Here is a 26725-nt window from a genome sequence, read left to right as displayed (position 1 = left end):
CCATTATGGGGCATCCAGATCATGTCCTAGATCATCCATGCCAAATTGCAACTGTGCCAGACGGGCATAAAGCCCGCCTGCGGCCACAAGACTGTCATGGGTGCCCTGCTCCACCAGCGCTCCGCCTTCAAGCACTAGAATACGATCAGCCTTCTTTACCGTTGCCAGACGGTGGGCAATGACAATCGTCGTGCGCCCTTTCATCAGGTCGGCAAGGGCCAACTGCACATAGCGCTCGCTTTCCGCGTCCAGAGCGCTTGTGGCCTCATCCAGCAGCAAAATAGGCGCATCCTTGAGGATCGCCCGTGCGATGGCCAAACGCTGTCTCTGACCGCCCGAGAGCGTCACCCCGCGTTCCCCGACCATGGTGTCATAGCCCTCGGGCAATTGGGCAATGAAGTCATGGGCATGCGCTGCTCTGGCTGCCTCGATAATGGCTTCGCGCTCGGCCCCTTCCCGCCCCATGGCAATATTATCGGCAATCGACATGGCGAAAATCACAGGCTCCTGCGGCACCAGCGCGATGGCGCTGCGCAGAGCGTTGAGATCCAGCCCTCCGATGGGTTGTCCACCAAGCAAAATGCGCCCTCTCTCAGGATCATAAAAGCGCATCAGCAGCTGGAAGACCGTGGTCTTGCCCGCACCTGACGGCCCGACGATAGCCACTGTTTCCCCGCCAGCAATGGCAAAGGAGAGCGCCGAGAGAACTGTCCGCTCTTCTGATGAGGGATAGTGAAAATCCACCCCCTCGAATGCGACCGACAGGTTGGATGCCGTGACCAGAGGGCTCACCACTTGGGCATTTTTCACCAGCACCGGCTCGTCCAGCAACTCAAACAGCCGCTCGGCAGAACCGGACGCCTGCGATATCTCACCCCAGACCTCGCTCATGCCGCCAAGGCCAGCAGCAGCCATGGTGGAATAGATAACGAACTGGCTAAGCGCGCCAGCAGAAAGCCGCCCGGCTGTCACATCATGGGCCGCATACCAGAGCACCGCCACGATCGAGGTAAAGATGACAAAAAAGGCAAAAGCCGTCAGCACGGCCCTTGCTCGGACAGAAGCCCGCGCCGCGCCGAAGGCGGCTTCAATATTACTGCTGAAAACGGATTTGGCCCGTTCCTCCTGTGTGAATGACTGCAAGATACGCATGGACCCGATAGCCTCCGTGGCAAAGGCCGAGCTGTCAGCCAACCGATCCTGCGCAAAGCGCTGTCGCCTGCGCACCCAACGCCCCAACAGCACCAGCGGAATGACAATGAAGGGAATCGCCCCCAGCACCAGCAGAGACATGCGCGGACTTGTGACCACCATCATCACAGCCGCTCCGGCAAACAACAAGAAATTCCGCAGGGCCATGGAGGCAGAGGCCCCGACGGCTGAGCGAATCTGGGTGGCGTCTGCCGTCAGGCGCGAGACAATCTCGCCGCTGCGCACCCGATCATAGAATGCCGGCGAGAGCAGCGTCAGCTTGGCGAAAACAGCCGTGCGCAGATCATTGACCACGCGCTCCCCCAGAATGATCACGAAATAATAGCGACTGGCGGACATGAGCGCGAGCACGACCACAGCCAGAACAAGCAACGCGGTGTAATGATTCACGTCGGCGATGTTATTCTCGGAGATGCCCCGATCAACAAATCCCCGCACGAGAATCGGCAGGGACAACGTCGCCAGAGAGGCAACAACAAGCGAAGCAAGAGCGGCCAAAACGAGCCCTTTATATTTCCAGGCAAATGGCGCCAGCCGCCGTAAAGGCTGGAATCGAACCCTGGATTGGGAATTGGACTCGGTCATAAAGGCGCTCCCATAAAAGAAATGCTCGCAACAAGCAGGAAATCGAAGAAGGAATAAGCTTTTTTCACCCTCAAAGTAGGGAACAGGCTTGTATAACTCAACGCACTGCGGTATACGAACGCAAATTATTTTGATGGCTGTGTGGCGAGCCCGCCCGCAGCCTAGCTTTTTGGTTCCGCTTGATCGCTTAGCCCACGTGGTCGCATCATACCGGAACCATAGAATATGGTGGCCGGTTTCAGCCAGGCATATTCCGAACCTCAATTCAGATTGGCCGCAGGCAAAAGGATGTATCCTGTTGCAGGCCGGTTGACCCTAAGGACGTCCTGACGATGAAAAAAGATATCCATCCTGAATACCACACGATCAAAGTTGTCATGACCGATGGCACCGAATTCATGACTCGCTCCACCTATGGTTCCGAAGGGGATACCCTGAACCTGGACATTGATCCAACCTCCCATCCTGCATGGACTGGTTCTACCAACCAGCTGCTCGACCGTGGTGGCCGCGTTTCCCGCTTCAAAGACAAATTCGCAGGCTTCCTGGGCGCCTAAGCCAGTCAGCCGCATTTGTTGTGCATTTGAAAACCCGATGTCATCCGGCATCGGGTTTTCTTTTTGTCTGAAAGACAGGATAAGGCTGGGCCCATCAGCAACAGGCAAAGAGCAGTGTTTCAAGGCAAAACAAAAGGGGCGCCAATTTGACACCCCTTTTTGATTTACTATTGATTTTGTAACAGCGGCCTATTCGGCAGCTCTAGCAGCAAAGGCATTCGCGATCATACCGATCTGGTCGCCAACCGGATTGGCCTGTACAATGTCTTCTCTCGTCTCTTCCGCATCACGCTTGGAGTAGATGACCTCGTCAAGATGCCGGATGCGTTTCTGCATGTGCATGGACTGTTCGATCAGATCGCGCAGACGCGGCGGCAGTTCATCCCACCCCGGGCTGTCCTTGGAAGAAGAAAGCCCATGCAGACGAACCTTGTTCTTTTCCTGCCCGGCCTGCTCCAGCGTCATTTCGCCTTCATTGACGGCGCGCTGCAGAAGCAACCAGGATGCCATCTGCATCAGGCGCGTTGTCAGCCGCATGGATTCGGTAGCATAGGCAAGAGAAGCGACCCTCGGCAGGCTCTTTGCCTCAGCGCGCCCTTCCCCGTCCAGATAATCGGCGGCTTCTTCTACCAGCGCCATACCATCGCGAAACAGGGTTTTAAAACTATCGGAATCTGCAAGCTTTGCTCCAAAGGAAACCGGAGCCGTTATATTCGTTTGCTTACGCTTGTCGTTCATGTGACCTCCAAATGCCTGGTCATGCCTACCATGTCCGATGTGTCAAATTCAAACAGACATTACACCAAATTGTCATTTCGCAGAATAACAAGCACAAACCATGCCATCGACATTTTGCAATCTTGACAGATGCCCAGACCGCTAGAAACAAGCCAATTTGGTCAGGTAACGTGCTGACTTTAGCAGAAACGATCTCACGGAGCCAATGATTCCCGCCGATCGCATAAAACCAAACGGCCTGACCGGTCACACCAAGCCATCACCAAAACAAGACACAAACAGCTCCATAATGAGACAGTCGTGATTTTACACGATTCCAGCAAAAACAGGCGGTGAGAAAATAAAAGCTAATTCAATTGGTTAACAATTCACTAACGCATCAGTTGCGGGGCCTGAAAGAAAAGGAAAGGACACCCCATGCATTACCTGAATACCGGTTGATAAAATTCGACACACAAAAAAAGAGCCGCAAGAGCGGCTCTCAGGAGTTAACAGGGAGGCGTCAAACAGAGTGACAGGAGCCACTCGAAATCCATAAATCATGGATACTATACTTTACACATATAATGATTAATTTTTTGTTAATTTAAAATTTTTCCTTCCCACAACCAAATAGAGAACAAATTTAATCACAACCAAACAAAATTATTTTCAATAAAACCTTATAAATACATCGATTTCAAAATTTTATACTTTAAAACTTCAACTTCCGATCCAGCCTACCCCTTAGGCCGACCCTGCAGCTTCAAGCCTTTAAGCCATTGAGCGCATTCCCTAGATAGAGAATATCCGCTAGAAATGACACAATGTCACAAAACTCCAGTCAGACAGGAATGATCATGCAGGACGCAACGGAAATGAAAGCCATCATAGCCTCTGAGCCGGGAGGACCGGAAAAACTCCAAGTCATCACCCGCCCCGTTCCCACCCCCGCAGACGACCAGATACTGATCAAGGTCAAGGCAGCCGGAGTGAACCGTCCTGACTGCATCCAGAGGGCGGGCAACTATCCACCCCCTCCGGGCGCATCCGACATTCTGGGACTGGAAGTCGCCGGCGAAATCGTAAAAGTAGGCGCCAATGTCACGGACTGGAAAGAGGGTGATAGTGCTGCGGCTCTGGTCTCGGGCGGAGGTTATGCAGAATATTGCCTCGCTCATGCAGGCAGTGCCCTGGAAATTCCCAAGGGCTGGAGCTTCACCGAAGCGGCCAGCATGCCAGAGAATATTTTCACCGTCTGGCACAATGTATTCCAGCGTGGCAAGCTGCGCGCCGAAGAAACCCTGCTGGTCCATGGCGGCTCTTCAGGCATCGGCCTCACGGCCATTCAGCTAGGCAAGGCCTTTGGCGCCAAAGTCGCAGTTACGGCTGGCAGCGATGAGAAATGTCAGGCCTGTCTCGATGCGGGGGCAGATCTCGCAATCAACTACAAGACTCAGGATTTCGTCACCGAAATCAAGAATTGGACAAACCGCAAGGGCGTGAATGTCATTCTTGACATGGTTGGCGGCGATTACATCTCTAAAAACTACATCGTCGCAGCGGAAGAAGGACGCATCGTCCAGATTGCCTTCCTCAATGGCGGGGTCGTCGAAGCTGATTTCCGCCGATTGATGATGAAGCGCCTCATCCACACAGGCTCCACGCTTCGAGCCCGGTCCGATGCGGTCAAGGCTGACATTGCCAAGGAACTCCGCATGGAGGTTTGGCAGCTGCTCCGGTGTGGTCTGGTCAAACCTCAGATCTACAAATGCTTCCCCTTCGAAGAAGCCGTAAAAGCGCATGAATTGATGGAAAGCTCCAGCCATATCGGCAAGATCATGCTGGAATTGTAACGGCTCAATTCCGCCCTTTGCCTGCACCAATCATGCCCTCATCGCTGCCATCTGGCGATGGGGGCAAGCTATTTTAAGCCTTTGTTAACGCCAATCGAAAGAAGACGCCGCCGCACCATCTATTGCGATCAATTTGCAATGAATTGGTAAGGCCTGTCCGGTTTAGTAGGAAGCGATTTTCCCCATAGGGCATCGGGGAGTGCCCAAACAGGATAGGCCATGCATACTTTTGCGCGCATCGTTTCTCGCTGCCATCTCGACACGCTGTTTTCTGCCACCTCTTCCTCCAGCCCGAGGCAAGAAGAACAGAAAGGCAAACGCTCTTTCAGTCGTGACCAGAGCGGCGCGATTGCTATCATCTTCGTCCTTTCGCTTCTCCCCATCATCATGATGCTGGGCGCCGCTATCGACTATGCACGTGCAGCCTTGGCTCGCTCAGAAGCCCAAGATGCCCTGGATGCGGCAACCCTCGCAGCGGTCAAGCAAATCGGTGCGCTGGATGAAAAAGACATCTCCGACCTGATCTCGGCCTATGTGTCTGCCAACGGCCCCAAAGACAGCAATATCAAAATCGACAAGATCGATATTCAGGATAACCCGACTTCCCTGCAAGTCTGGGCATCTGGCTCGACACAAATGACCCTGATGCAGTTCGCCAATATCGACAATATCGATTTCACGGTCACGTCGAAAACGGTCGCGGGCAACAAAACACTAGAAGTCGTCATGGTACTGGACAACTCGGGTTCCATGGCTAGCAGTGCGGGATCAAAGACCAGAATTGAGGCTCTGAAAGATGCTTCAAAAGAACTGATCGAAATTCTGGATGAGAAGAAACAGGATGAAGAATCCCTGAGCTTCGGATTGGTCCCCTTTACGCAGATGGTGCGCCTCACAGCTGGCCTTGACGGCAAGGACTGGAAGCAAGTCCAATGGATCGACCAGAATGGCGTCTCCTCCATCAACGGCAAAAACCATCCACCCAACTCCAACCGCCTTTCTCTGTTCGCCACCCTCAAGGACCCCTACACGCACCAACAGATCAAATGGGCAGGCTGTGTGGAAGCGCGCCCGCATCCGCTGGATATCAGGGATTCAACACCGAACGCGAATGAGCCAGATAGTTATTTCGTGCCATTTTTCCACCCGGATCGTCGCGAAAAATATAACAGCAGGCGCTCCACTTGGAGCAACGATTATTACTTGCCGCGCGACGATTGGGCGAACGGACAGACCTATGCAGAAAAACTAGCCTACGGCTACTATTTCAATCAGACGATCAGAAAAAGTAATTACGGCCCCAACTACTGGTGCGACATGCCGCGCATCATGCCGCTAACCCATGACACGGCCGCTGTTGAGAGCCACATCTCCACCATGCGGGCCAACGGTGCAACCAACATCCATATGGGCACCATCTGGGGGCTGCGCCTACTCTCGCCTCAAGCTCCTTATACGCAAGGGCGCGCCTATGATGATGAAGAAAATATCAAGGCTCTCATCATCATGACGGATGGCAACAACACCTATTACAACAACTATTATCATGCCTATGGCTGGTATAGTGACGGTCGCATTTCCGGCTCATCCTCAATTGTCGCCGAAATGAACAAGCGCACCACCGAGGCTTGCCAAGCGGCCAAGGATGCCATTTCGGACAAGGCCAGAAAGATAAAGATCTTCACAATCTACTTCGGCTCCCCCTCCGTCTCGACAGCAAACATGCTCAAGGGCTGCGCCAGCAAGGCTGAATGGTACAAAAGCGTAAGCAATGCCTCGGACTTAACCAAGGTATTCCAGAATATCGCATCCGAGTTGAGCAATCTCAGACTCGTCGAATAACCGCGAGAATTGAGGGTAAAAAACAACCCAAAACGTCCCTAAACTACAATTAGGGACGTTTTCTTGTTTGCGCATTGACCCCAATGCAAGTATAGTCCCATCATTCCCTGTCAATTCTAACGAATCTTGAGAGGCTGATCTGGAAGGATATTCCCGGTCAAGCTACAATGAGGATGTACCATGTCGAATGCACCATTGATGCCGAAAGCAACCGCAGTTTGGCTGGTCGATAACACGGCGTTGTCTTTCGACCAGATTGCTGCTTTCTGCAAATTGCATCCACTGGAAGTCAAAGCGATCGCAGATGGAGAGGCCGCCCAGGGTATCAAGGGCATGGACCCCATCATGACTGGTCAGTTGACCCGTGAAGAAATTGAGAAAGCCCAGAATGAGCCAAGATATCGGTTGAAACTGGCACCACCGAAAGTTACCGTGCCCGAGCCCAAGCGTCGTGGCCCGCGCTATACGCCGGTATCCAAGCGTCAGGACCGCCCCAATGCGATTCTCTGGCTGGTGCGCAATCATCCGGAACTGAAAGATCAGCAGATCGTGCGTCTGGTCGGCACCACAAAGCCGACCATTGAAGCCATCCGCAACCGGACCCATTGGAACTCCGGCCAGCTGACACCGATGGACCCGGTTACTCTGGGCATCTGTAAACAGCTTGACCTCGATCTGGAAGTGAAGAAATCTGCAGCCGATGCCCCTGCCCAGCAGGAATATCAGCAGGATCCGACCCTGTTGTCGCCTGAAGAATCTCTGGCGCCTGCAGCTGATCCGTTCGGCAACTTCAAACCAACTCAGAAGCCTGCTGAAGACGAAGAAGCGATCCCGGATGCCGCTTCGGTCTTTGCCAACTTCCAGCCATCATCCAAAGATGAGGACGACGAAGAATAAGAGCGACAGCTCTGCTTCTCAGGCACATCGCTTCAATCCAGAAGCCATTATTCAAAAGGCCGGGTTTAATAACCCGGCCTTTTTCTTGGTCTTTAAAAGACGGAATGCGACACATCAGATCCCGTGCTCCCGCAACGCATCCTCAATTTCGGAGAGAATGGTCGGATCATCAATTGTTGCCGGCATCTTGTATTCCTCATGGTCGGCAATCGCACGCATCGTACCTCGCAGGATCTTGCCTGAACGGGTTTTCGGCAAGCGATCCACGGTCACGGCGATCTTGAAAGCAGCCACCGGCCCAATCTTCTCGCGCACCAGCTTGATGAGCTCTTTCTCGATATCCATCGGCGTGCGATCCACACCGGATTTCAGAACAACGAAACCAGCTGGCAACTGCCCCTTGAGCTTATCGGCAATCCCGATCACGGCGCATTCAGCAACATCGGGGTGAGCCGCCAGAACCTCTTCCATGGCTCCGGTCGAGAGGCGGTGGCCCGCAACATTGATGATGTCATCGGTACGCGACATGATATAGAGATAGCCATTCTCATCCATATAGCCCGCATCACCAGTCTGGTAATAGCCGGGGAATTCATCAAGATAGCTGGACTTGAAGCGTTCATCATTGTGCCACAAGCCCGGCAGGTTGCCCGGCGCCAATGGCAGCTTGATGACGATATTGCCCATCTCGTTGGCAGGCACCGGATGCCCATCGGCACCCACGATCTGAACATCATATCCCGGCATGGCAACCGTCGGCGAGCCATGCACAATCGGCATCAGCTCGATCCCGACCGGATTGGCAGCAATTGCCCAGCCGGTTTCTGTCTGCCACCAATGGTCGATCACCGGCACCTTGAGCATATCCTCGGCCCATTGCACCGTATCAGGGTCGGCCCGCTCACCCGCAAGAAACAGGGTGCGCAACATCGAGAGGTCATATTTCTTGATGAACTCCCCGTTCGGGTCTTCCTTCTTGATGGCACGAAAAGCCGTTGGTGCGGTGAACAGCGCAACTACGTTATGTTCGTTGATCACTCGCCAGAAGGTTCCCGCATCAGGCGTGCCCACCGGCTTGCCTTCGAACACCACCGTGGTCGCCCCATAGATCAGCGGCGCATAAACGATGTAGGAGTGACCAACCACCCAGCCCACATCAGACGCCGCCCAGAAGACCTCTCCGGGCTTGATGCCATAGAGATATTCCATGCTCCACTGCAAGGCGACCATATGCCCGCCATTATCGCGCACAACGCCTTTAGGCTGGCCAGTGGTGCCTGAGGTATAAAGAATATAGAGCGGGTCCGTAGCCATGACAGGCACACAGTCAACCACACGATGACGCTCGATTTCATCAACGATGGCAGCATGATAATTGATATCACGCCCCTCCTTGAGATCGCAGACCAGTTCCTTGCGCTGGAAGACGATGCATTTTTCAGGCTTGTGCGTGGCCAGCTCGATGGCTTCATCCAACAATGGTTTGTAGGCAACAATCCGGTTCGGCTCCACACCGCAGGATGCCGAGATAATCGCCTTGGGCTTGGCATCATTGAGGCGCGTGGCCAGCTCATTGGCAGCAAATCCGCCAAACACCACCGAATGCACAGCGCCAATGCGCGCACAGGCGAGCATGGCGATCACTGCCTGAGGGATCATCGGCATGTAGATGATCACCCGGTCGCCCTTCTCCACACCACTATCCAGCAACACCGCAGCCAGTGCCTGTGTCTGCATCTTCAGGTCATTATAGGTGTAGGTTTCCTTGTGACCGGTAATCGGACTGTCATAAATGATCGCATCCCTCTGGCCATGGCCCGCATTGACATGGCGATCCACCGCATTATAGCAGGTGTTGCATTCGGCCCCGGCAAACCAGCGACCATAGGTACCGGCATTCGCGTCGAATATTTTGTCAGCCGGTTTGTGCCAGCTGATCTTCTTGGCCGCATTCGCCCAGAATTCTTCCGGATTCTGCTTCCATCCCTCATAGACTTCCTTGTAAGCTGCCATTCACGCCTCCCAGCGGTTAATCCATTTCGCTTATGATTACCTGCGCCTTTAAAATTGGTCTATTCGGCGAAAGAAGGGTTTAGTCTTTAATTTCATTCGACTTTTTGATGTATCTGCATTACAACGGTACAGTTGCATCACATAGCAAACCAAGAATCGCCATGATTACCGATCTTTCATTCTACATCGCCGCAATTCCGGCCATCATTCTGGTGGGCGTTGCCAAGGGCGGTTTCTGCACTCCCGTAGCCATGCTCGGCGTGCCCATTTTATCCTTGATTATCTCTCCTGTTCAGGCTGCAGCCATTCTGCTTCCTATCTTGATCTGCATGGATTTTGTCGGTTTGATAGCCTATCGTGGCAACGCGAACTGGGCCGTCCTGAAAGCCATGCTCCCCTTTGCTTTGTTCGGCATAGCCCTTGGCTGGCTAATGGCGGGCTATCTGGATGAGCACATCATCAAATTCATGGTTGGCCTGACGGCCCTTGCCTTCGTTGCCGACTATGCCTGGCGTACGCTACGCAAGAAGACCATCGCCACGCGCGGCCCTGTTTCTGCGGCGGTCTGGGGCAGTGTCACGGGCCTTACAAGCTTCATCGCCCATGCCGGAGGCCCTCCCTACCAGATCCATACCCTACCTTTGGGCATGAAGCCTTTGGTGTTCGCGGCGACATCGGTCTATTTCTTCACCACGATGAACACGGTCAAGCTGATCCCCTATTTTGCCCTCGGACAGTTCTCGACGCAGAATCTCTGGACCACGCTGGTGCTTATCCCCTTTGCACCGATTGGCACCATGATTGGCATATTCCTTGTCAAGCGGATCAGCCAGGATGGTTTCTATCGCATCTCCTATGCAGCCATGTTCCTGATCGCCATTAAGCTGTGCTTTGACAGCGTCTCCCAACTTCTCTAGCCACGGCCAGGATCAGTCACCAAAATCCTCCCCCACATTACAGCCCGCTCCAGCGGGCTTTTTTTTGCAGGTAGTGGTAATCCGTTCCACGCGGGCAAGATCAAGAACCGGTCAAAAAGAGCCGAATGGCCAATTGAATCAAACCCGTTCCTCAGTTTTGATGGAGAGTAGGAAAAAAGCATAAGAAACCAGCAAGAGGAGGAATAAGGACATGACTGGCAAACGCTTTTCAACGCATCTTGATCAGAACCCAGCCAACTATGTACCTCTTTCTCCGGTTTCATTTCTGGAGAGAGCGGCAACGATCTACCCTGAGCATACAGCCTGGGTGCACGGAGCACAGCGCACAAGCTACAAGGATTTCTTCAGACGGTGCAGACAGTTGGCCGCAGCCCTTAGCGCAAGAGGTATAGCTCAGGGCGATGTTGTCTCTGTCATGCTGCCCAACGTCCCGCCCATGCTGGAAGCGCACTATGGTGTGCCCATGATCGGCGCTGTGCTGCATACCATCAACACGCGGCTCGATGCCGCCCTGATCGCCTTCCAGCTGGAGCATGCCGCCTCCAAGGTTATCATCGTCGACAGTGAATTTGCCGCAGTCATGCGCGCCGCCATTGATCTGGTCGACATCGACCCGATCATTATTCAATATCAGGATTCCGAGTTTCAAGAAGAAGCGCCCTTCATCGCTGAGCTGAGCTATGAGAATCTGGTTGCAGAGGGCAATCCCGATTTCATCTGGCCGGGTGTCGAGGATGAATGGGACGCTATTTCCCTCAACTATACCTCAGGCACGGCCGGAGACCCCAAAGGCGTGGTCTATCACCACCGAGGCACCTATCTGATGGGCTATTCCAATCTGATCACCGCAGAGCTAGGCAAGCATCCAGTCTATTTGTGGACGCTCCCCATGTTCCACTGCAACGGCTGGTCTTTCCCATGGACGCTCTCTCTGGTTGGCGGCACGCATATCTGTCTCAGGCAAGTGCGGGCAGCACAGATCTTCGAAGCCATAGAGACCGAACAGGTAACCCACCTTTGCGGTGCGCCAATTGTCATGTCCATTCTGCTTGCCGCCAAAGAAGTGGAAAAGCGTCCGCTCGAACAAGAGGTCCATTTCATTACCTCCGCTGCGCCTCCGCCTGAAGACGTCATGACAGGCATGCAGGCGCTCGGCTTCCGCCTCACTCATGTCTATGGCCTGACGGAAACTTACGGACCTTCCGTCATCAACGAATGGAACGAGAGCTGGGATAGCCTGACAAGCGAAGAACGAGCGGCCATGATGAAGCGACAGGGCATACGCTACCCTGCCCTTGAAGGCCTATCGGTTATGCTCCCCCACACAATGCAGCCCGTGCCAGCGGATGGCGAAACTCCCGGCGAAGTGATGTTCCGGGGTAACACACTCATGAAGGGCTATCTGAAAAACGAAGGCGCCACCCATCAGGCCTTCTATGACGGCTGGTTCCATTCAGGCGATCTGGCGGTTGTGCACCCTGATGGCTATCTGGAATTGCGTGATAGATCCAAGGAAATCATCATTTCCGGCGGCGAGAATATCTCTTCAACCGAGGTTGAGGATGCCCTCTACAAGCACCCTGCCGTAGAAGAAGCCGCGGTTGTTTCCATGCCCGATGCAAAATGGGGAGAACGCCCCTGCGCCTTTGTCGAATTGACCGAGGGACATGACGCGAGCGAAGACAATCTCATCACCTGGTGCCGCGATCATCTGGCCCATTACAAGGTACCAGAACGCATCATTTTCGGAGAATTACCCAAGACGCCGACCGGAAAAATCAAGAAATATGTCTTGCGCAAGAGAGCAAGAAGTCAATAGCGTGACAATAGGTCACGGTCAAGCAACGCGCCTTTGCGCGATGTATTCCCCCTTCTGGCAAGATGGCTATCTTTACCAGCACTTAACCTTTTCAAGTTCAACAACTTTATCGGTAAGTATCAGAAAAACTGGACAACAAAAAAGCCGCGGAAGCAAACCGCGGCTTGATCAATCAAGATGAATATCTGGATCAGCTGGCAGTCCTAAGCTGCGCGATCTCATCTTTCATACTTAATTTTCGTCGTTTCATCTCCGCTATCTCAAGGTCATCGACAGAAGGGTGGGCGATGGCTTCCTCAATTTCCTTATCCAATTCATCATGCTTACGCTGCAATTCTTGGATACGAGAATCTAACGACATGAACACCTCCATAGGTTCGGTTGAGACACTTTAATTGTGTCATACATATTACATACTGTCGACTCTCTATTTTTTAAACAGATAGGCCAAAATAAATTTTTACCTTTGATTTCATCTTTCGATGTAGCATATCGTCGCTCTTGCATTGTCATATCATATAATTTATTGAAATAATTGAAGATTATCAACTCGGCACAAAACGATGACACCAGAAAAAGAAGCTCAAATTCGCAACAAGCTCACGCATCTGAGAACAGAGCATGGCGACCTCGATCTGGCCATTCAGGCCCTTGAATCCCGCCCTGGTGGAAACGCTTTGCCGATACAGCGCATGAAGAAGAAAAAACTCCTTTTGAAGGACGAAATCGAGCGTCTGGAGAATGAACTTTTTCCAGATATCATCGCCTAAAATAGCGCACCCCATCTTCGTCAAATTGCTCCCCGATCAGCAGCATTTCGCACATCTTTGTACACATATTTCGCCTTGTGCCTGATATGAACTTGACTATACTGCGCGACTTCCGCACCACGGGGGCAAATCCGAGGGAAATGCTCCGGTTCCGGAATAGACAAACGTCCTAAATGACACAGACCATGACTTGGCACATTCTTGGGAACCCTGACTGCCCTTGAGGTGTTACAGTCTTAACAGCATATTTCCCGGGAGGCCCCGTTCATGGCACATTCTGACTGTCCAGTAGCGATCATCATGGGGAGCCAATCCGATTGGCCAACGATGAAAAATGCCGCAGACATTCTCGACACTTTGGGTGTCGGCTATGAGGCGAAAATCATTTCCGCCCATCGTACGCCTGATCGCATGGCAGACTTTGCCAAGGCCGCCCGTGCGGATGGTTTCAAGGTCATTATTGCTGGCGCCGGTGGTGCTGCGCACCTGCCAGGCATGACAGCCGCCATGACCTCCCTACCGGTTTTGGGGGTTCCGGTCCAATCCCGCGCCCTTAGCGGACAGGATTCCCTTCTCTCCATCGTTCAGATGCCTGCGGGCATTCCGGTGGGCACGTTGGCCATCGGTCGCGCAGGCGCGGTCAATGCAGGCCTCATGGCCGCAGCCATTCTGGCTACTCATGACGACGATCTGGCGACCCGACTGGACGCATGGCGCAAGGCACAGTCCGATTCCATCGCACTGGCCCCGGTCGACGAAGAGGCTTAACCGTTCAACAAAAAGGCACATATGACATGCTTAATCCCGGCGATACAATCGGCATCCTTGGTGGCGGCCAGCTGGGCCGTATGATGGCTTTGGCAGCCAGCCAACTCGGGCTCAAGACCCATATCTATTGCCCGGACCCGGATAGCCCGGCCTTCGATGTCACTGCTTATCACACCTGTGCGGACTATGAAGACGAAGAGGCTCTGGAAGCCTTCGCCCAGTCCGTCCAGCGCGTTACCTACGAATTCGAGAATATCCCCGCCCCGACGGTGGAATTTCTCAAGAAACGTTTGCCCGTACTGCCTGACGACAATGTCCTCAAGACATCGCAGGACCGCCTGACAGAAAAGAATTTCTTCCAGTCCATCGATGTCAAGACCGCCAACTTCCGCGACATAACTTCTCAGGAGAGTTTGCAAGAAGCCGTGGAAGCCATGGGGCTCCCTGCCATGCTGAAAACTCGTCGCTTTGGCTATGACGGCAAGGGGCAGGTCTTTCTCAAGAAAATTGAAGATGTTGAAGGAGCCTTTGACGCCATCGGGGCGCAACCGGCGATTCTGGAATCCTTTGTACCATTCGAACGCGAAATCTCGGTTATCGCGGCGCGCAATGAAAAGGGACAGGTTGTCTCTTATGATATTTCCGAGAATGTGCATAAGAACCAGATTCTCGACACCACAACCGTACCAGCGGATATCAGCGAAGGGGTCGCTGCAGAGGCCCGCAAGATCGGCGAGAAGGTGGCCGAGGCGCTTGATTATATCGGCGTATTGGCGGTAGAGCTTTTCCTCTTGCCAGAGACATTCGAACGGCGCCTTATCGCCAACGAAATGGCGCCAAGGGTGCATAATTCCGGCCACTGGACCGAAAGCGCCTGTCTGGTTTCCCAGTTCGAACAGCATATCCGCGCTGTCGCAGGTTGGCCACTGGGTGATACCACACGCCACAGCGATGTTGTCATGACGAATCTGATCGGCGATGACATCGAGCGGCGCGAGGAGCTACTGACCAATCCGGCAACCTCTTTCCATTCTTATGGCAAGGCAGAAACAAGAGACGGTCGAAAAATGGGACATAGCAACCATATCAAACCGATAAAGAGCAGCTAATCTCCGACTTTTCGGTGTTTTTTCCTCAAAACAGACCACTTACTATGGACAAGCATCCATCGGTCTGGTAGAACGCCGATCAAAGTTCGGGCGCTGCCGAGGCGGTGACCGATTTTTTTTAGAAAATCCACACATCACGAACTTAGGGATTGACGCGTGCAGGTACTCGTCCGCGATAACAATGTTGATCAAGCCTTGAAGGCGCTGAAGAAGAAACTCCAGCGTGAAGGCGTATTCCGCGAAATGAAAATGCGGAATTTCTATGAAAAACCTTCCGAGAAGAAGGCCCGCGAAAAAGCTGAAGCCGTGCGTCGTGCACGCAAGCTGGCTCGCAAGCGCCTTCAGCGCGAAGGTCTGCTTCCGTCCAAAGGCCGTGGTCATTAATATCCTTGCGCGGAGCCCTCTCTGCGCAATGCGATAGACACAGTCTTCATCGGATTTGGCGTCCCAAATCTTGGAACGCCTGCAGAGCTGTCTCAACCTGTCTTGTAATATATTACGAGCGCGCAGGTGCGATGAATCGAAATCAGGTCCCCGACGGGGCCTGATCTCGTTTTATTGGCTTGACTAGCCGACATAAGCAAGGCTTGATGAGAAAGCGATGCCATTCCGGCTCCACTCCCTTGCAAGCATTTTTATGCTGAATTTTGTAGAAGAAACATATTTCAGTGAAGTCTGCCCCAATTTGGACAGACTGGGCTGCAAGTTTCGGACCGGATATTAGAAGCTTCTGATTTGCGAAAACCGAACGAGGTCTCATAATGCTTTGCAAGCAACATATCAAATCGTTCCTTGCCGTTACGAGCCTATGTGTTGCGCTGGCCGCATGCCAAACCACCGGCATGGAAAACAGCGCAGATTTCGATCGCAATGCAGGCACGGCAGACAATATTGAATCACTCAACCGGGTGATCGCCGGCAGCCCCAACGACCCGAATGCCTATAACATTCGCGGTACAGCCTATGGGCGTTCCGGACAATATGATCTTGCCTTGCAAGACTATACCCGCGCCATTCAGCTGAACCCGAACTTCCATCAGGCCTATGCAAACCGGGCTCTGATTCACAAGAAGATGGGCAACATGCAGGCTGCCATGGCTGATTACAATCAGGCCATTGCGCTCGACCCGACTTATGACGTTGCCCTTATTGGTCGCGGCGATATTTTCCGGGTTGAAAATCAGCTGAGCCGCGCCGTATCTGACTATAATCAGGCCATCATTGCCAAGACGCGCGACCCGCGCGCCTATTACCACAGGGGCCTGATTTTCCAGCAGCAACGCAATCACGCACAGGCGATCGAAGATTTCACCTTTGCGCTCAGCTTGGACGCCTCCAATCCGGATGCCTTCAACTCGCGCGGCGTTAGCTACCTCGCACAAGGCGACATGCGCGGGGCTCTTGGCGATTTCTCCAACGCTGTCCGCATGGATCGGGACAATTATCGCGCTTGGACCAACCAAGGCATAGCATTGGAAAAAGCGGGCAATTATGAGAAGGCGTATGATTCCTATTCACGCGCCAAAGTCATTAATCCGAACTACTCCCCCGCAGTCAACGGCATGAACCGGACTCGCAAGCTGCGTTTTGCCAAGAAATAGAGCTTTCAGCTCAACTATTTGAGAAGCAAGGCTGGTCAACCCTGTCAGTGCAACGGGCCGACATAGAAAAAGCGCGCCTGCCATAAAGCAGCCGCACCGCGTCTTCCAGATCTGACTATATCGCTATATTGCACTTCTGCCCTACAAAAGCGTAATCGCCATCAGCAAAACAACCCCAACGCTGAGTATTGTGCCATATTTGACTAATCCGATAAATCGATCATAGGTGCGATAATGCTCGGGATAGTCCATGATCTTGTTCGTCTGGTCGCTCATTCCAATTCCTCCTCAAGAAGCCTGTTGCGACAAATTAGCACACCCGAAATCCCATGCAAAGCCAACCTATCGAAGGGGGCTGCAACAAAAAACGGGATCTCGTGAGACCCCGTTGCCATTCTCATTTCCTGCATACTGCAAGAGCGTTGCCTATCAGCTCTCTGGCCCGAAAGAAGGATCAAGATTGTTGGGAGATGCTGGCAAATGGCGCCGTGCATTGCTCACCCGCTCTTCGGTGAAATCCTCGATTTGCTCATTGAACAGCTTATAGAAATTAAGCTCCGCCCCCAGATGCAGGAACACGCCACCGAGCCCGATGGCAGCCCTATCCATGAACACGAACTCCCGCGGCACGGTAATCGGACCCAGCCGCCTGAATTCCTGATGCACCTTGAAAGCCTGCTTACGGCCATATTCAGCCGGACTGACACCATCGGCAATCGAGCGCACGCGATCATCCAGCATCGGCCCATAGATGAAACGAGCCCATAGATTGAGCGCATCAATCAATTCATCACTGAGATTGGAAAAGCCCCAACATTCATAGGCATGCACGATCTGATCGCGATCATCCTTTTCTAGCCCGTGATAAAGATCGACAACCCCTTTGACGAAGCGCGGGGTAAAGATGCGGATACAGCCATAATCGAACAGATTGAGCCCACCAACCTCCCCTGCCTCTTCAAAGGCGGAATAGTTGCCCAAATGCGGATCACCATGGATCACCCCATAATGGGCAAAAGGATACCACCAGGCATGAAACAGCCGCTCGGTGATGAAATTGCGCACTTCCTGACTATGCTGCTTGTAATCAAGCAGTTTGCGCCCGTTAAGCCAGCTCATGCTCAGAAGACGCGGCGTTGATAGGTCAGAGTAGAGTTTGGGAACACGGATACTGTCTTCATTTTTGAAGATCTCGGCATAAAGGCTCATGTGCCAGGCTTCGCGCACATAATCCAGCTCTTCGCGCACGCGCTCAGCAATTTCTGCGCTCATCTCCCGCGTGTCCACGGCAGACTGCATGGAGCGATGCAGGGCAAAAACCATGTTGAGCTGCTTGAGGTCGGCCTCAACCGCACTTTCCATATCCGGATATTGCAGTTTGCAGGCCAGCACCGTTCCATCTTCATGCAACGCCTTATGCACCTGCCCCAGAGACGCAGCGGCAGAGGGTTCATGATCGAACTCGGCAAATTTCGAGCGCCAGCCAGCCCCGAGCTCGGATCGCATCCGCCGCTTGGTAAAGGCCCACCCCATCGGCGGCGCATCGGACTGAAGCTGCGCCAGCTCGGCAGCATATTCAGGCGGCACCACATCGGGTACGGTGGCAATCATTTGTGCCACCTTCATCAGCGGTCCCTTGAGCGTACCCAGCACCCGCGCCAGATCAGCCGCCTCGCGCTCGATATCGCTGGAGCTGCCACCGAACAGGCGAGACCCTGCGGCCCGCGCCACAAAGCCTCCCATGCCTGCATTCACGCGCGCATAGCGCTTCAAACGGCGACCAAAACGATTCTGGTCGTCGTAAGATGCACCATCTTCATTCGGGTCAAGAAGGGTCTCATCAACCATTTGTCACAAGCACTCCAACTCCGGCCCCAACGTTCCTTATGCGTTTTCCAGCGCTTCCAGTTCGTCGATCAGGCCTTCAACTACAGCCAAGCCTTTGGACCAGAAATCCGGATTCCGCGCATCCAGCCCAAACGGCGCCAGCAATTCGGAATGATGCTTGGTGCCGCCCGCCTTGAGCATGTCGAAATATTTATCGACAAAGCCCTCATTGCTGTCCTGATAGACAGAATAAAGCGAGTTCACCAGACAATCACCGAATGCATAGGCATACACATAGAATGGGGAATGGATGAAATGCGGAATATAGGCCCAATAGGTCTCATAGCCCTCACCCAGCCGAATGGACGGCCCCAGACTGTCTGCTTGTACGCTCATCCAGATGTCGCAGATCTCATCGGAGGTCAATTCTCCTTCCTTGCGCGCAATATGCAGCTTGCGTTCATAGAGATAGAAGGCAATCTGGCGCACCACCGTGTTGAGCATATCCTCAACCTTGCTGGCGAGCATGGAACGGCGCTCTTCTGTCGTCTTGGTCTTGGCAAGCAATGAGCGGAAGGTCAGCATTTCACCAAACACACTGGCCGTTTCTGCCAATGTCAGCGGCGTTGGTGCCATCAGGGCGCCCTGCTTGCCAGCCAGAACCTGGTGCACACCGTGGCCCAGCTCATGGGCAAGGGTCATCACGTCGCGTGGCTTGCCCATATAGTTCAGCAGCACATAAGGGTGAGCGCTTGGAACGGTCGGATGCGCAAAAGCACCCGGCGACTTGCCATCACGAATGGCAGCATCAATCCAGCCCTTGTCAAAGAACTGCTCGGAAATCTCGGCCATCTCGGGCGCAAAGCCTGCATAGGCTTCCTGAACAATGGTTTTGGCTTCAGGCCAGTTGATCGTGCGCATCGGCACCTTAGGCAGAGGGGCATTGCGATCCCAATGATCCAACACGTCCTTGCCGAACCACTTGGCTTTGAGCGCATAATAACGATGGGAAAGACGCGGATAGGCATCTTGCACAGCAGCCACCAGCGCATCCACCACTTCGCGCTCGACACGGTTTGCCAAATGGCGGCTGTCTGCCACATCTTGAAAGCCGCGCCAGCTGTCAGAAATGGCCTTGTCTTTGGAAAGAGTGTTGGTAATCAGTGCGAAGGTAGAAATATTTTTCTTGAAGGTCACGGCCAGCGCTTCAGCGGCAGCCTTGCGCTTGGCTTCATCACTGTCAGACATCAGGTTCAATGTCTGCTCAATGGCCAGCTCCTTGCTCTCACCGTCAGTCTCAACAGTGAAGCGCAAGCCGGCCATGGTTTCATTGAACAATCGGTTCCAGGCCATGCCGCCGGTCACGGACTTCTCATAGAAGAGTTTTTCCAGTTCGTCAGAGAGCTGATATGGCTTTTCCATGCGCAGATCATCAAGCCACGGCTTGTAATGGGCAAGCGCTGCGCTTGAGGCAATGGCTTTGTCCAGTACGGCATCCTCAACGCGGTTGAGCTCCAGCTCGAAGAAAAGCAGCAAGGTGGAAATCGTTGTCAGGCGCTCCTGCGCATCGCCGTAGAATTTGGCAATTTTCGGATCGGTGGTGTTGCCGTTATACATCAAGCCAGCATAGGAAATCAGCCTGCCCATGCGCTCTTGCATCGCTTCGTAGCGTTTGAGCGCTTCAGCAAGCTGCTCACCACCCTCGGCCAGTCCATCCGCCAGCTTGCCCTGATAATCGGCAGCAAACGCTTCGGCTTCGCTTTGCGCCAGCTTGTAGTCTTCCTCGATCGCCGGATCGTCGAGCCCCTTATAGAGATCATCCAGAGACCATTCCGGCAGGACTTCTCCTGTCTTGTCAGCAGCGGCTGCGTCGGAAGTGGCGAGATGGGCGTCAAGCGAAGATCGAAATAAGCGTTCAGAGATCATAAGGGCATCCAGCAATAAAGTGAAAGTGTCTGAAACCGGATCAAGCTCCGGCAGTCGAAGAACCGACTTCTCTAAGATAGGAATTCCTACCTCAAGGTCAAACATCTAAATCATAAGAAATCAGGATAAAGGCGTATAACCCGCATTCACTCCCAGATACAGGCCAGATATAGGTCCGAATGTCGGCGCAGAGGCCGCGCAATCAATCATTTAATCAAATATGAACATATCTCTCCCTCCGTCTTCGCATTAACGCGCTATTAACCGATTGCGCTCATCGTGGTTCAAAATGAAACAGATCGCATTCATGATGCGAGAATCGCCACTGCCAGATAGCGCAGTCGGGGCCCATGCATTATCGCCCCCAAAAGAGCAAGGCGATCAGACAGAAATCAGCCATCGAGGGCAAGATGAACGAACGCATCCTGATTGTTGACGATGACCCGGTACAAAGACGCCTGCTTGAAGCTGTGGTCGAGAAGAGCGGCTTTGAGACGACCTGTGCTGAAAATGGAGAGCAAGCGCTTGCCATTCTGCAAGAAAATCCCTCCACCCATTTCGATCTGATCATTCTGGATCTGGTCATGCCGAATCTCGATGGCATGGGGGTGCTTCAGGCTCTGCAAAAGACAGACATCAAGGCACCGATCATCGTACAAACAGCCCATGCAGGAATCGACACTGCGGTGAATGCCATGCGCGCAGGGGCCTTTGACTTTGTCATCAAGCCGGTTGCCCCCGAGCGCCTGCAAGTTGCCATGCGCAATGCCCTCAAGGTCAATGCCCTTGAGGATGAAATCACCCGCATCCGCTCCAAGCGCGACGGCAATCTCAGCTTCAAGAGCATCATCTCTTCAAGCGATACGATGGGGCGCGTCATCAATCTTGGCCAGCGCGCGGCAAAATCCCATATCCCCATTCTCATCGAAGGGGAATCCGGCGTCGGCAAGGAACTGATAGCCAAGGCAATCCAGCATGCCTCTGATCGTTCCAGCAAACCTTTTGTCACGGTCAACTGCGGCGCCATTCCCGACAATCTGGTCGAAAGCATTCTTTTTGGCCATGAGAAGGGGGCCTTTACCGGCGCCAACGACAAGCATATCGGCAAGTTCGTCGAAGCCAATGGCGGCACGCTGTTTCTGGATGAAGTGGGGGAATTGCCACTCGACACGCAGGTCAAGCTTTTGCGGGCTTTGCAAGAAGGCGAGATCGACCCGGTCGGTGCCGCCAAGCCGGTGAAGGTCGATTTTCGCCTGATCTCGGCGACCAACAAAGATCTCATCCAGTTGGTCAAGGATGGCAAATTCCGCGAAGACCTGTATTACCGGCTCAATGTCTTCCCCATCCGGGTGCCGCCTCTGCGCGACCGTAAGGATGACATCCCCGCCCTCACCCGCAATTTCCTTGCGCGCTTTGCCGCCGAGGAAGGCCGCAAGAATCTGACGCATGTGACGCCCGAGGCCCTCTCCCTGCTGCAAAGCTATGACTGGCCCGGCAACATCCGCCAGTTGGAAAACACGGTCTTCCGTGCCGTCGTGTTGTGTGACAGCAATCAACTGACTGTGGATGAATTCCCGCAGATCGCCAGTCAGGTCAGTGCCTTCAGTGCGTCCATCGTCAAGGCCCGTTCGCCCAACCCTTCCGAACTGGCCTATGTGGAGCAGACAGAGCCTCAATCAGCCCCGTCAATGCCCGCATCACCGGCCTCCCAGCCGGAGGCGGGCGGCCATGAAACCATACTGACCAGACCTATCGACCCCACGGCACCAGATCCGCGCCACGCCGCGCCCTCTCCAGCACCATCAGCCCAGCAGCAAGACCCATGGGGCTTTCTCAGATTGCTCGATGAACAAGGGAACATACGCCCTTTGGCCGAGCTGGAAGCGGAGATCATCAAACGAGCGCTCGAACACCACGACTACCGCATGTCCGATGTTGCGCGCCGCCTGGCAATCGGCCGTTCTACGCTCTATCGCAAGCTCAAGGAATATGGGCTGGATCAGGCTGATGATAACGCTGCCGCGTCCTGACCGGTCATCGGGATCGTTGCAGGAAGGCTACACACGTCAACGCGATCATGTTCATGTCGCAAATGTGATGAGAAAAAGATTGCATCAAACGTATATTGGACTCAATAACCTTGCTTAGCTTGATTCACTTACGTGCGGGATAATGATGATGAAACCGACTCTTGCAGCTCTTCTGGCATGTGCCATTTGCCCGACGAGCGCAGCTCTGGCAACGCCAACAGCCAATGAACCCACGGCCCAGCCGGTGGTTCTGTTTGGAGAAGAACCTGCCGATCCCGTTGCCACGCAGATCCAGGATCAGATCAGAATCCAAAGCGTCATTGATAATATGCACCGCGTCACACTGGGCGCGATTGATCAGCAGGCCGATCAGGATCTGGCCGATGCGATCTCCGCCGCCATCGACACCATGCCTCAGGCGCCGGACTTTCTGACAAAGAGAGACAATGCTGCCCTTGTCGCCTTCTATGAAGAGCGCGCCTTCGCGCCTGCGTGGTTCAACAATGGCGAATGGACAGCCAAAGCCCGCAAGCTGATTTTCAATCTCGCCCGGGCAGAACGCGATGGTCTTGATCCGTCCGACTATAAAACGCCTTCGTTAGCAACCTCGCGCAAAAGGGGCACCAGCCCTGACGTCATCGCCAAGGCTGATCTTGCCCTCTCTCTGGCTCTGACGCGCTATACGCGCCACGCTTATGCGGGCCGGGTTGATCCGCGTATCTTCTCCAAAAAAGAAGTGACGATCAAACCGCATTATCCTGATTCCATTGATGCCCTGAACCAGATTGTCAAAGCCGACAATCCGGTGGCAAAAATGCGCAGCTATAACCCCCAGCACAAGGGCTTCCTTGCCCTACGCGCGGAATATAATCACCTCAGGGCACAGGGCAGCGAAGATGACACGCCGCCGATTGCCTCCGGCAAGAGCCTGCGGGTTGGCATGCGCGATGATCGCGTGCCCCTGTTGCGCCGCAAGCTGGGCCTTGCTGCCGCTAAAGATGAATCGTCAAACACGCTCTACAGCAAGGAGCTGGCCAAGGCCGTCGAAACCTATCAGTCCGACAACGGCCTCATTGCAGACGGCATCGTAGGCAACGCAACCCTTAGCGTGCTCAACAACAATCGCAGGGATCTGATTGCCGACATCATTGCGAACATGGAGCGCTGGCGCTGGCTGCCCCGCGATCTGGGCGACTTCCATGTCATGGTGAACATCCCCACCTACAACCTTGAAGTGGTCAAGAATGGCAAAACCATTCATGAAACCCGCGTTGTCGTTGGCAAGAAGGCGCATAAGACACCGGTTTTCTCCGATGAGATGGAATATGTGGTCGTCAATCCATACTGGAACGTGCCACGCTCTATCGCGTCCAAGGAACTGCTTCCCAAGATCAAGGCAAATCCGGCAGCCTTTTTCTCCAACCAGAATTATCAGGTTCTGGCCAGCGTCAAAGGCCGCACTCAGGTCATCGATCCTTCCAAACTGGACTGGGATCGCGTGGAAGCCGATATGGTGCGCCTGCGCCAGACTCCGGGAACACGCAACGCTCTGGGGAACATCAAGTTCATGTTCCCCAACCAGCATGCGGTCTATCTGCATGACACCCCATCCAAAAGCCTGTTCAATCGCGATTATCGTGCCTTCAGCCACGGCTGCGTCCGAGTGAACAAGCCATTTGAATTTGCAGATGTGATTCTGTCCCAGACTTCAAAATGGGATGCCTCCCGCATCAAGGCGATGCTGGGCTCCAATGAACGGCGGGTTAATCTGACTAAGAAGATACCGGTGCATCTGGCCTATTTCACCACATGGATGTCTCATGAAGGCACCCTGCAGCTGCGCTCGGATATCTATGGGCACAATGCAAAAGTCAAAGCAGCTCTGGGCCTGTAAGCCTTTAAATCTTTGTTAATCATGACCAGTAAGGCGCGCTTTTCAGTGCGCCTATGCTTTGTTTTGCCGCATTTCAACAACATACTGGCGAAAACACCATCAAGACATCAGCATTTCACATCAATATTCGCTTCCATTTCGGTTTCATTTACCAATTGCTAAGCATAATATTGTCGAAGTAGAGCTGATTTTCTGCTAAACCTGTTTGGGTGTTGGCAGAAGCAAGACGCGTTCACGTTCCGGGGCAGCTGATGAAAAGCAGCTCTTGTGGGGTGAGCGCATTTTGACATGGAAGGGACCGCAAGGCCCGGTGATTGAGCCGGTTGATGCTCCTTCCTGTTGACCAGATATTGGATGTCCAGTGGCCAGACAAGCATCATTCCTAACAAGAAGCCAGCCTGCAACCGAGGCCAGCCATTCAGCCAAGAGCCCGTTCAGCCTCCTTTCAGGCCATGCCCTGACAGGCCTGTTTGTGCTGCTCAGTGTGCTTATGCTGATGATGGCGTCACAAGCCAACGCCTCTTCGCGCAGTCTACGCCTGTCCAACGCCCACACCAAGGAAACAGCCACTATCACCTATAAGCGCAATGGCAAGTTTGATGCTGATGGCCTGCGCAAGCTCAACCAGTTTCTGCGCGACTGGCGCCGTAACGAGAAAACCGAAATGGATCCGGCCCTCTTTGATCTGATCTGGGAGGTCTACAAGAAAACCGGAGCCAAGCAGCCGATCACCGTTTTCTCGGGCTACCGTTCACCCGCGACAAACGGCATGTTGCGCTCGCGCAGCAAAGGCGTAGCCAAAAACAGCCGCCACACCATGGGGCAGGCAATGGACTTCTACCTGCCCGGCGTACCACTGGCGACCATCCGCCGCGTTGGCCTGCAAATGCAGGCTGGTGGCGTTGGGTATTACCCCGGCTCCCGCTTTATCCATATCGATACTGGCAATGTGCGCCACTGGCCCCGCATGACGCGCAAACAGTTGGCCAAGGTCTTCCCGGACGGGGTAACCGTGCATGTGCCTACCGATGGCAAGCCCTTCTCTGGCTATAAACAAGCTAAGATACAGGTGGATAAGCGCAAGGCGGAAATGGCCCGTTCGACGCGTTCGGTCCGGCGCTTTACGCAATATGCCTCGGCAGCCCCTGCGGCACCGAAAAAAAACCTGACCCGCACGCAAGTGGCCTCACTGGCGCGCAAGGAAGAGGAAAGCAAAGGCGGCCTCTTGCAAACGCTTCTTCGGCAAACACCCAAGGAGCCGCCAAAGCCACAATTCTCTAACGATGAACCTTTGAGCGATTCCGATCCGGAAGCCGTGGCTGACGAATTGCTTGAGGAATCCCCATCGGCGCAGGCCCTGCTCCTGCCGCAAAGCCTCGCCACCCTGCCAAGAGTGCGCCTTGTTGAAAGCACAACCATCAATCTGGCCCAAGCAGAACCAACAGCTGAAGCCAATGCAGACGCGGCGATTGATCAAACATCGGCCGAGAGTGACCAGACGCCAGACAGTGCGCCAATCCAGTTTGCGTCCCTGCCGCGCACCAGACCGGACACCCTTTTCGGCGTCCGCTATCAGCTTGCCAGCGCAGAAACAGCGCCGCTACCAGCTGAGCAACAGATGGATGCGCAGCAAACAGACAACACCGTCAGCACCAACGCGCCGAGTGGGATTGTGACCGAGGAGCCAGCACAGGAAAGCGGGTCCTCACCGGCTGAAGCGCCTGAACAGGTTCAGATGGCTTCGCTCCCGCGGGCACGCACCCAGCTCTCACCGCAGCCGCAAGCCGACGCAACACGCGTCGCAGCCCTGCCCCAACAACAGGCACAGACACAAAATTCAAAAGCAGTACTTGCCCAAATGGTTGGCAGCAAGGAAGAGCCTACGCCAAACCGCTTTGCATACGCTTCAGCTGGCAACACATTCCTCTCCACACTGCCATCGGACAGCCCAAGAGAAAATACTAACAAATCCGGTCCGGCCCAAGCGATTGAACAGCAACAGGCAAGCCTTGCCAGCGCGCTTGATGCAGCGCCTCTGCCAGAGCCGCGCGCACAGGTTTCCCACTCTGATACCAACCCGTCAGACGATGAATCCGATCAGCTGGCACGCCTAACCTTTGCTTATGGCCCGTCGGGCATGGCTCACTTTGCCCATATCAAGCAGCCAACCAGCACGGCGACATTTGCCCGCCTTTCGCGTCCGACGCCAAACAATCTGCGCGCGCTGGTCTACAAGCCGCACAGCATGATCAATCAGGGCTTTGGACATCAACTGGCCCACAGACTTGATGACATGCATTTTGAAGGCCCGGCCATCGCCCGCCTCGCTGTGCGTCGCTTCAATTGATACGGAAAGAAAGAATG

The 26725-nt window shown here is 53.9% G+C and carries 21 protein-coding genes; 14 read left to right on the top strand and 7 right to left on the bottom strand.

All coding sequences use genetic code 11. The features are described from left to right. Positions 1-3: 3 nt before the first annotated feature. A complete protein-coding gene (locus ACKPCT_RS21425) occupies positions 4-1797 on the bottom strand; it encodes an ABC transporter transmembrane domain-containing protein (protein WP_319567916.1) in 1794 nt (597 codons plus the stop codon). A 332-nt stretch (positions 1798-2129) separates the two neighbouring features. Here ACKPCT_RS21425 and rpmE point away from each other — a divergent pair, with 332 nt between their 5' ends. Then, on the top strand, positions 2130-2354 hold the full coding sequence (gene rpmE, locus ACKPCT_RS21420) for a 50S ribosomal protein L31 (protein ID WP_090073243.1): 225 nt from the start codon (positions 2130-2132) through the stop codon (positions 2352-2354). 189 nt (positions 2355-2543) lie between these two features. On the opposite strand, the gene rcdA is transcribed toward rpmE, so the two are convergent. Then, positions 2544-3092 (bottom strand): protease adaptor protein RcdA, encoded by a 549-nt coding sequence (gene rcdA, locus ACKPCT_RS21415; protein ID WP_090073241.1) that lies wholly within the window; start codon positions 3090-3092, stop codon positions 2544-2546. 806 nt (positions 3093-3898) lie between these two features. On the opposite strand from rcdA, the gene ACKPCT_RS21410 reads away from it, so the two are divergent. The 3 genes from ACKPCT_RS21410 (at position 3899) to ACKPCT_RS21400 (ending at position 7666) form a co-directional block, all read left to right on the top strand. Beyond that, on the top strand, positions 3899-4927 hold the full coding sequence (locus tag ACKPCT_RS21410) for an NAD(P)H-quinone oxidoreductase (protein WP_319567915.1): 1029 nt from the start codon (positions 3899-3901) through the stop codon (positions 4925-4927). A 219-nt stretch (positions 4928-5146) separates the two neighbouring features. Further along, positions 5147-6769, top strand: coding sequence for a TadE/TadG family type IV pilus assembly protein (locus ACKPCT_RS21405; protein WP_090073239.1), 1623 nt, complete (start codon positions 5147-5149; stop codon positions 6767-6769). A 180-nt stretch (positions 6770-6949) separates the two neighbouring features. Further along, entirely contained in the window at positions 6950-7666 is a 717-nt protein-coding gene (locus ACKPCT_RS21400) for a DUF1013 domain-containing protein (protein WP_090073237.1), read from the top strand. A 114-nt stretch (positions 7667-7780) separates the two neighbouring features. Here ACKPCT_RS21400 and ACKPCT_RS21395 read toward each other — a convergent pair whose 3' ends face one another. After that, on the bottom strand, positions 7781-9679 hold the full coding sequence (locus tag ACKPCT_RS21395) for a propionyl-CoA synthetase (protein WP_090073236.1): 1899 nt from the start codon (positions 9677-9679) through the stop codon (positions 7781-7783). 161 nt (positions 9680-9840) lie between these two features. On the opposite strand from ACKPCT_RS21395, the gene ACKPCT_RS21390 reads away from it, so the two are divergent. Continuing rightward, positions 9841-10596 carry a sulfite exporter TauE/SafE family protein gene (locus tag ACKPCT_RS21390; RefSeq protein ID WP_090073492.1) on the top strand — a complete coding sequence of 252 codons (756 nt, stop codon included), beginning with the start codon at positions 9841-9843 and terminating at the stop codon, positions 10594-10596. A 211-nt stretch (positions 10597-10807) separates the two neighbouring features. Further along, a complete protein-coding gene (locus ACKPCT_RS21385; protein WP_319567914.1) occupies positions 10808-12436 on the top strand; it encodes an acyl-CoA synthetase in 1629 nt (542 codons plus the stop codon). A gap of 190 nt (positions 12437-12626) precedes the next feature. Here ACKPCT_RS21385 and ACKPCT_RS21380 read toward each other — a convergent pair whose 3' ends face one another. Beyond that, positions 12627-12797 (bottom strand): YdcH family protein, encoded by a 171-nt coding sequence (locus ACKPCT_RS21380; protein ID WP_090073490.1) that lies wholly within the window; start codon positions 12795-12797, stop codon positions 12627-12629. Between the two features lie 202 nt (positions 12798-12999). On the opposite strand from ACKPCT_RS21380, the gene ACKPCT_RS21375 reads away from it, so the two are divergent. From ACKPCT_RS21375 to ACKPCT_RS21355, 5 genes are all read left to right on the top strand, one after another. Then, positions 13000-13206: a YdcH family protein gene (locus ACKPCT_RS21375; protein WP_090073232.1), complete on the top strand. Its 207-nt coding sequence runs from the start codon at positions 13000-13002 to the stop codon at positions 13204-13206. Between the two features lie 267 nt (positions 13207-13473). Further along, a complete protein-coding gene (gene purE / locus ACKPCT_RS21370; RefSeq protein WP_090073230.1) occupies positions 13474-13974 on the top strand; it encodes a 5-(carboxyamino)imidazole ribonucleotide mutase in 501 nt (166 codons plus the stop codon). A 26-nt stretch (positions 13975-14000) separates the two neighbouring features. After that, a complete protein-coding gene (locus ACKPCT_RS21365) occupies positions 14001-15083 on the top strand; it encodes a 5-(carboxyamino)imidazole ribonucleotide synthase (RefSeq protein WP_319567913.1) in 1083 nt (360 codons plus the stop codon). 156 nt (positions 15084-15239) lie between these two features. Then, complete coding sequence (rpsU, locus tag ACKPCT_RS21360; RefSeq protein WP_090073227.1) at positions 15240-15467, top strand: 30S ribosomal protein S21; 228 nt, start codon at positions 15240-15242, stop codon at positions 15465-15467. Between the two features lie 377 nt (positions 15468-15844). Next, positions 15845-16684, top strand: a complete 840-nt coding sequence (locus tag ACKPCT_RS21355) for a tetratricopeptide repeat protein (protein WP_319567912.1) — start codon at positions 15845-15847, stop codon at positions 16682-16684. 141 nt (positions 16685-16825) lie between these two features. Here ACKPCT_RS21355 and ACKPCT_RS21350 read toward each other — a convergent pair whose 3' ends face one another. The 3 genes from ACKPCT_RS21350 to ACKPCT_RS21340 all read right to left on the bottom strand — a co-directional run bounded on the left by ACKPCT_RS21350 (position 16826) and on the right by ACKPCT_RS21340 (position 20434). After that, positions 16826-16960, bottom strand: a complete 135-nt coding sequence (locus ACKPCT_RS21350) for an aa3-type cytochrome c oxidase subunit IV (protein WP_319514146.1) — start codon at positions 16958-16960, stop codon at positions 16826-16828. Between the two features lie 153 nt (positions 16961-17113). Beyond that, positions 17114-18532, bottom strand: a complete 1419-nt coding sequence (locus ACKPCT_RS21345) for an ABC1 kinase family protein (RefSeq protein WP_319567911.1) — start codon at positions 18530-18532, stop codon at positions 17114-17116. A 36-nt stretch (positions 18533-18568) separates the two neighbouring features. After that, entirely contained in the window at positions 18569-20434 is a 1866-nt protein-coding gene (locus tag ACKPCT_RS21340) for a M3 family oligoendopeptidase (protein ID WP_407652502.1), read from the bottom strand. A gap of 413 nt (positions 20435-20847) precedes the next feature. On the opposite strand from ACKPCT_RS21340, the gene ACKPCT_RS21335 reads away from it, so the two are divergent. From ACKPCT_RS21335 to ACKPCT_RS21325, 3 genes are all read left to right on the top strand, one after another. Further along, the gene (locus tag ACKPCT_RS21335) at positions 20848-22467 is read left to right on the top strand and encodes a sigma-54-dependent transcriptional regulator (protein ID WP_319569451.1); all 1620 of its coding nucleotides are present in this window, start codon (positions 20848-20850) and stop codon (positions 22465-22467) included. Between the two features lie 148 nt (positions 22468-22615). Further along, on the top strand, positions 22616-24361 hold the full coding sequence (locus ACKPCT_RS21330; protein ID WP_319567909.1) for a L,D-transpeptidase family protein: 1746 nt from the start codon (positions 22616-22618) through the stop codon (positions 24359-24361). Between the two features lie 361 nt (positions 24362-24722). Next, the gene (locus tag ACKPCT_RS21325; RefSeq protein ID WP_319567908.1) at positions 24723-26708 is read left to right on the top strand and encodes a DUF882 domain-containing protein; all 1986 of its coding nucleotides are present in this window, start codon (positions 24723-24725) and stop codon (positions 26706-26708) included. Positions 26709-26725: the final 17 nt, after the last annotated feature.

This window comes from Cohaesibacter marisflavi, from assembly GCF_963665895.2.
Lineage (GTDB): Bacteria > Pseudomonadota > Alphaproteobacteria > Rhizobiales > Cohaesibacteraceae > Cohaesibacter > Cohaesibacter marisflavi.
Note: the sequence above shows the minus strand (reverse complement) of the source record. Positions and strands in the feature narration are given on the sequence as shown.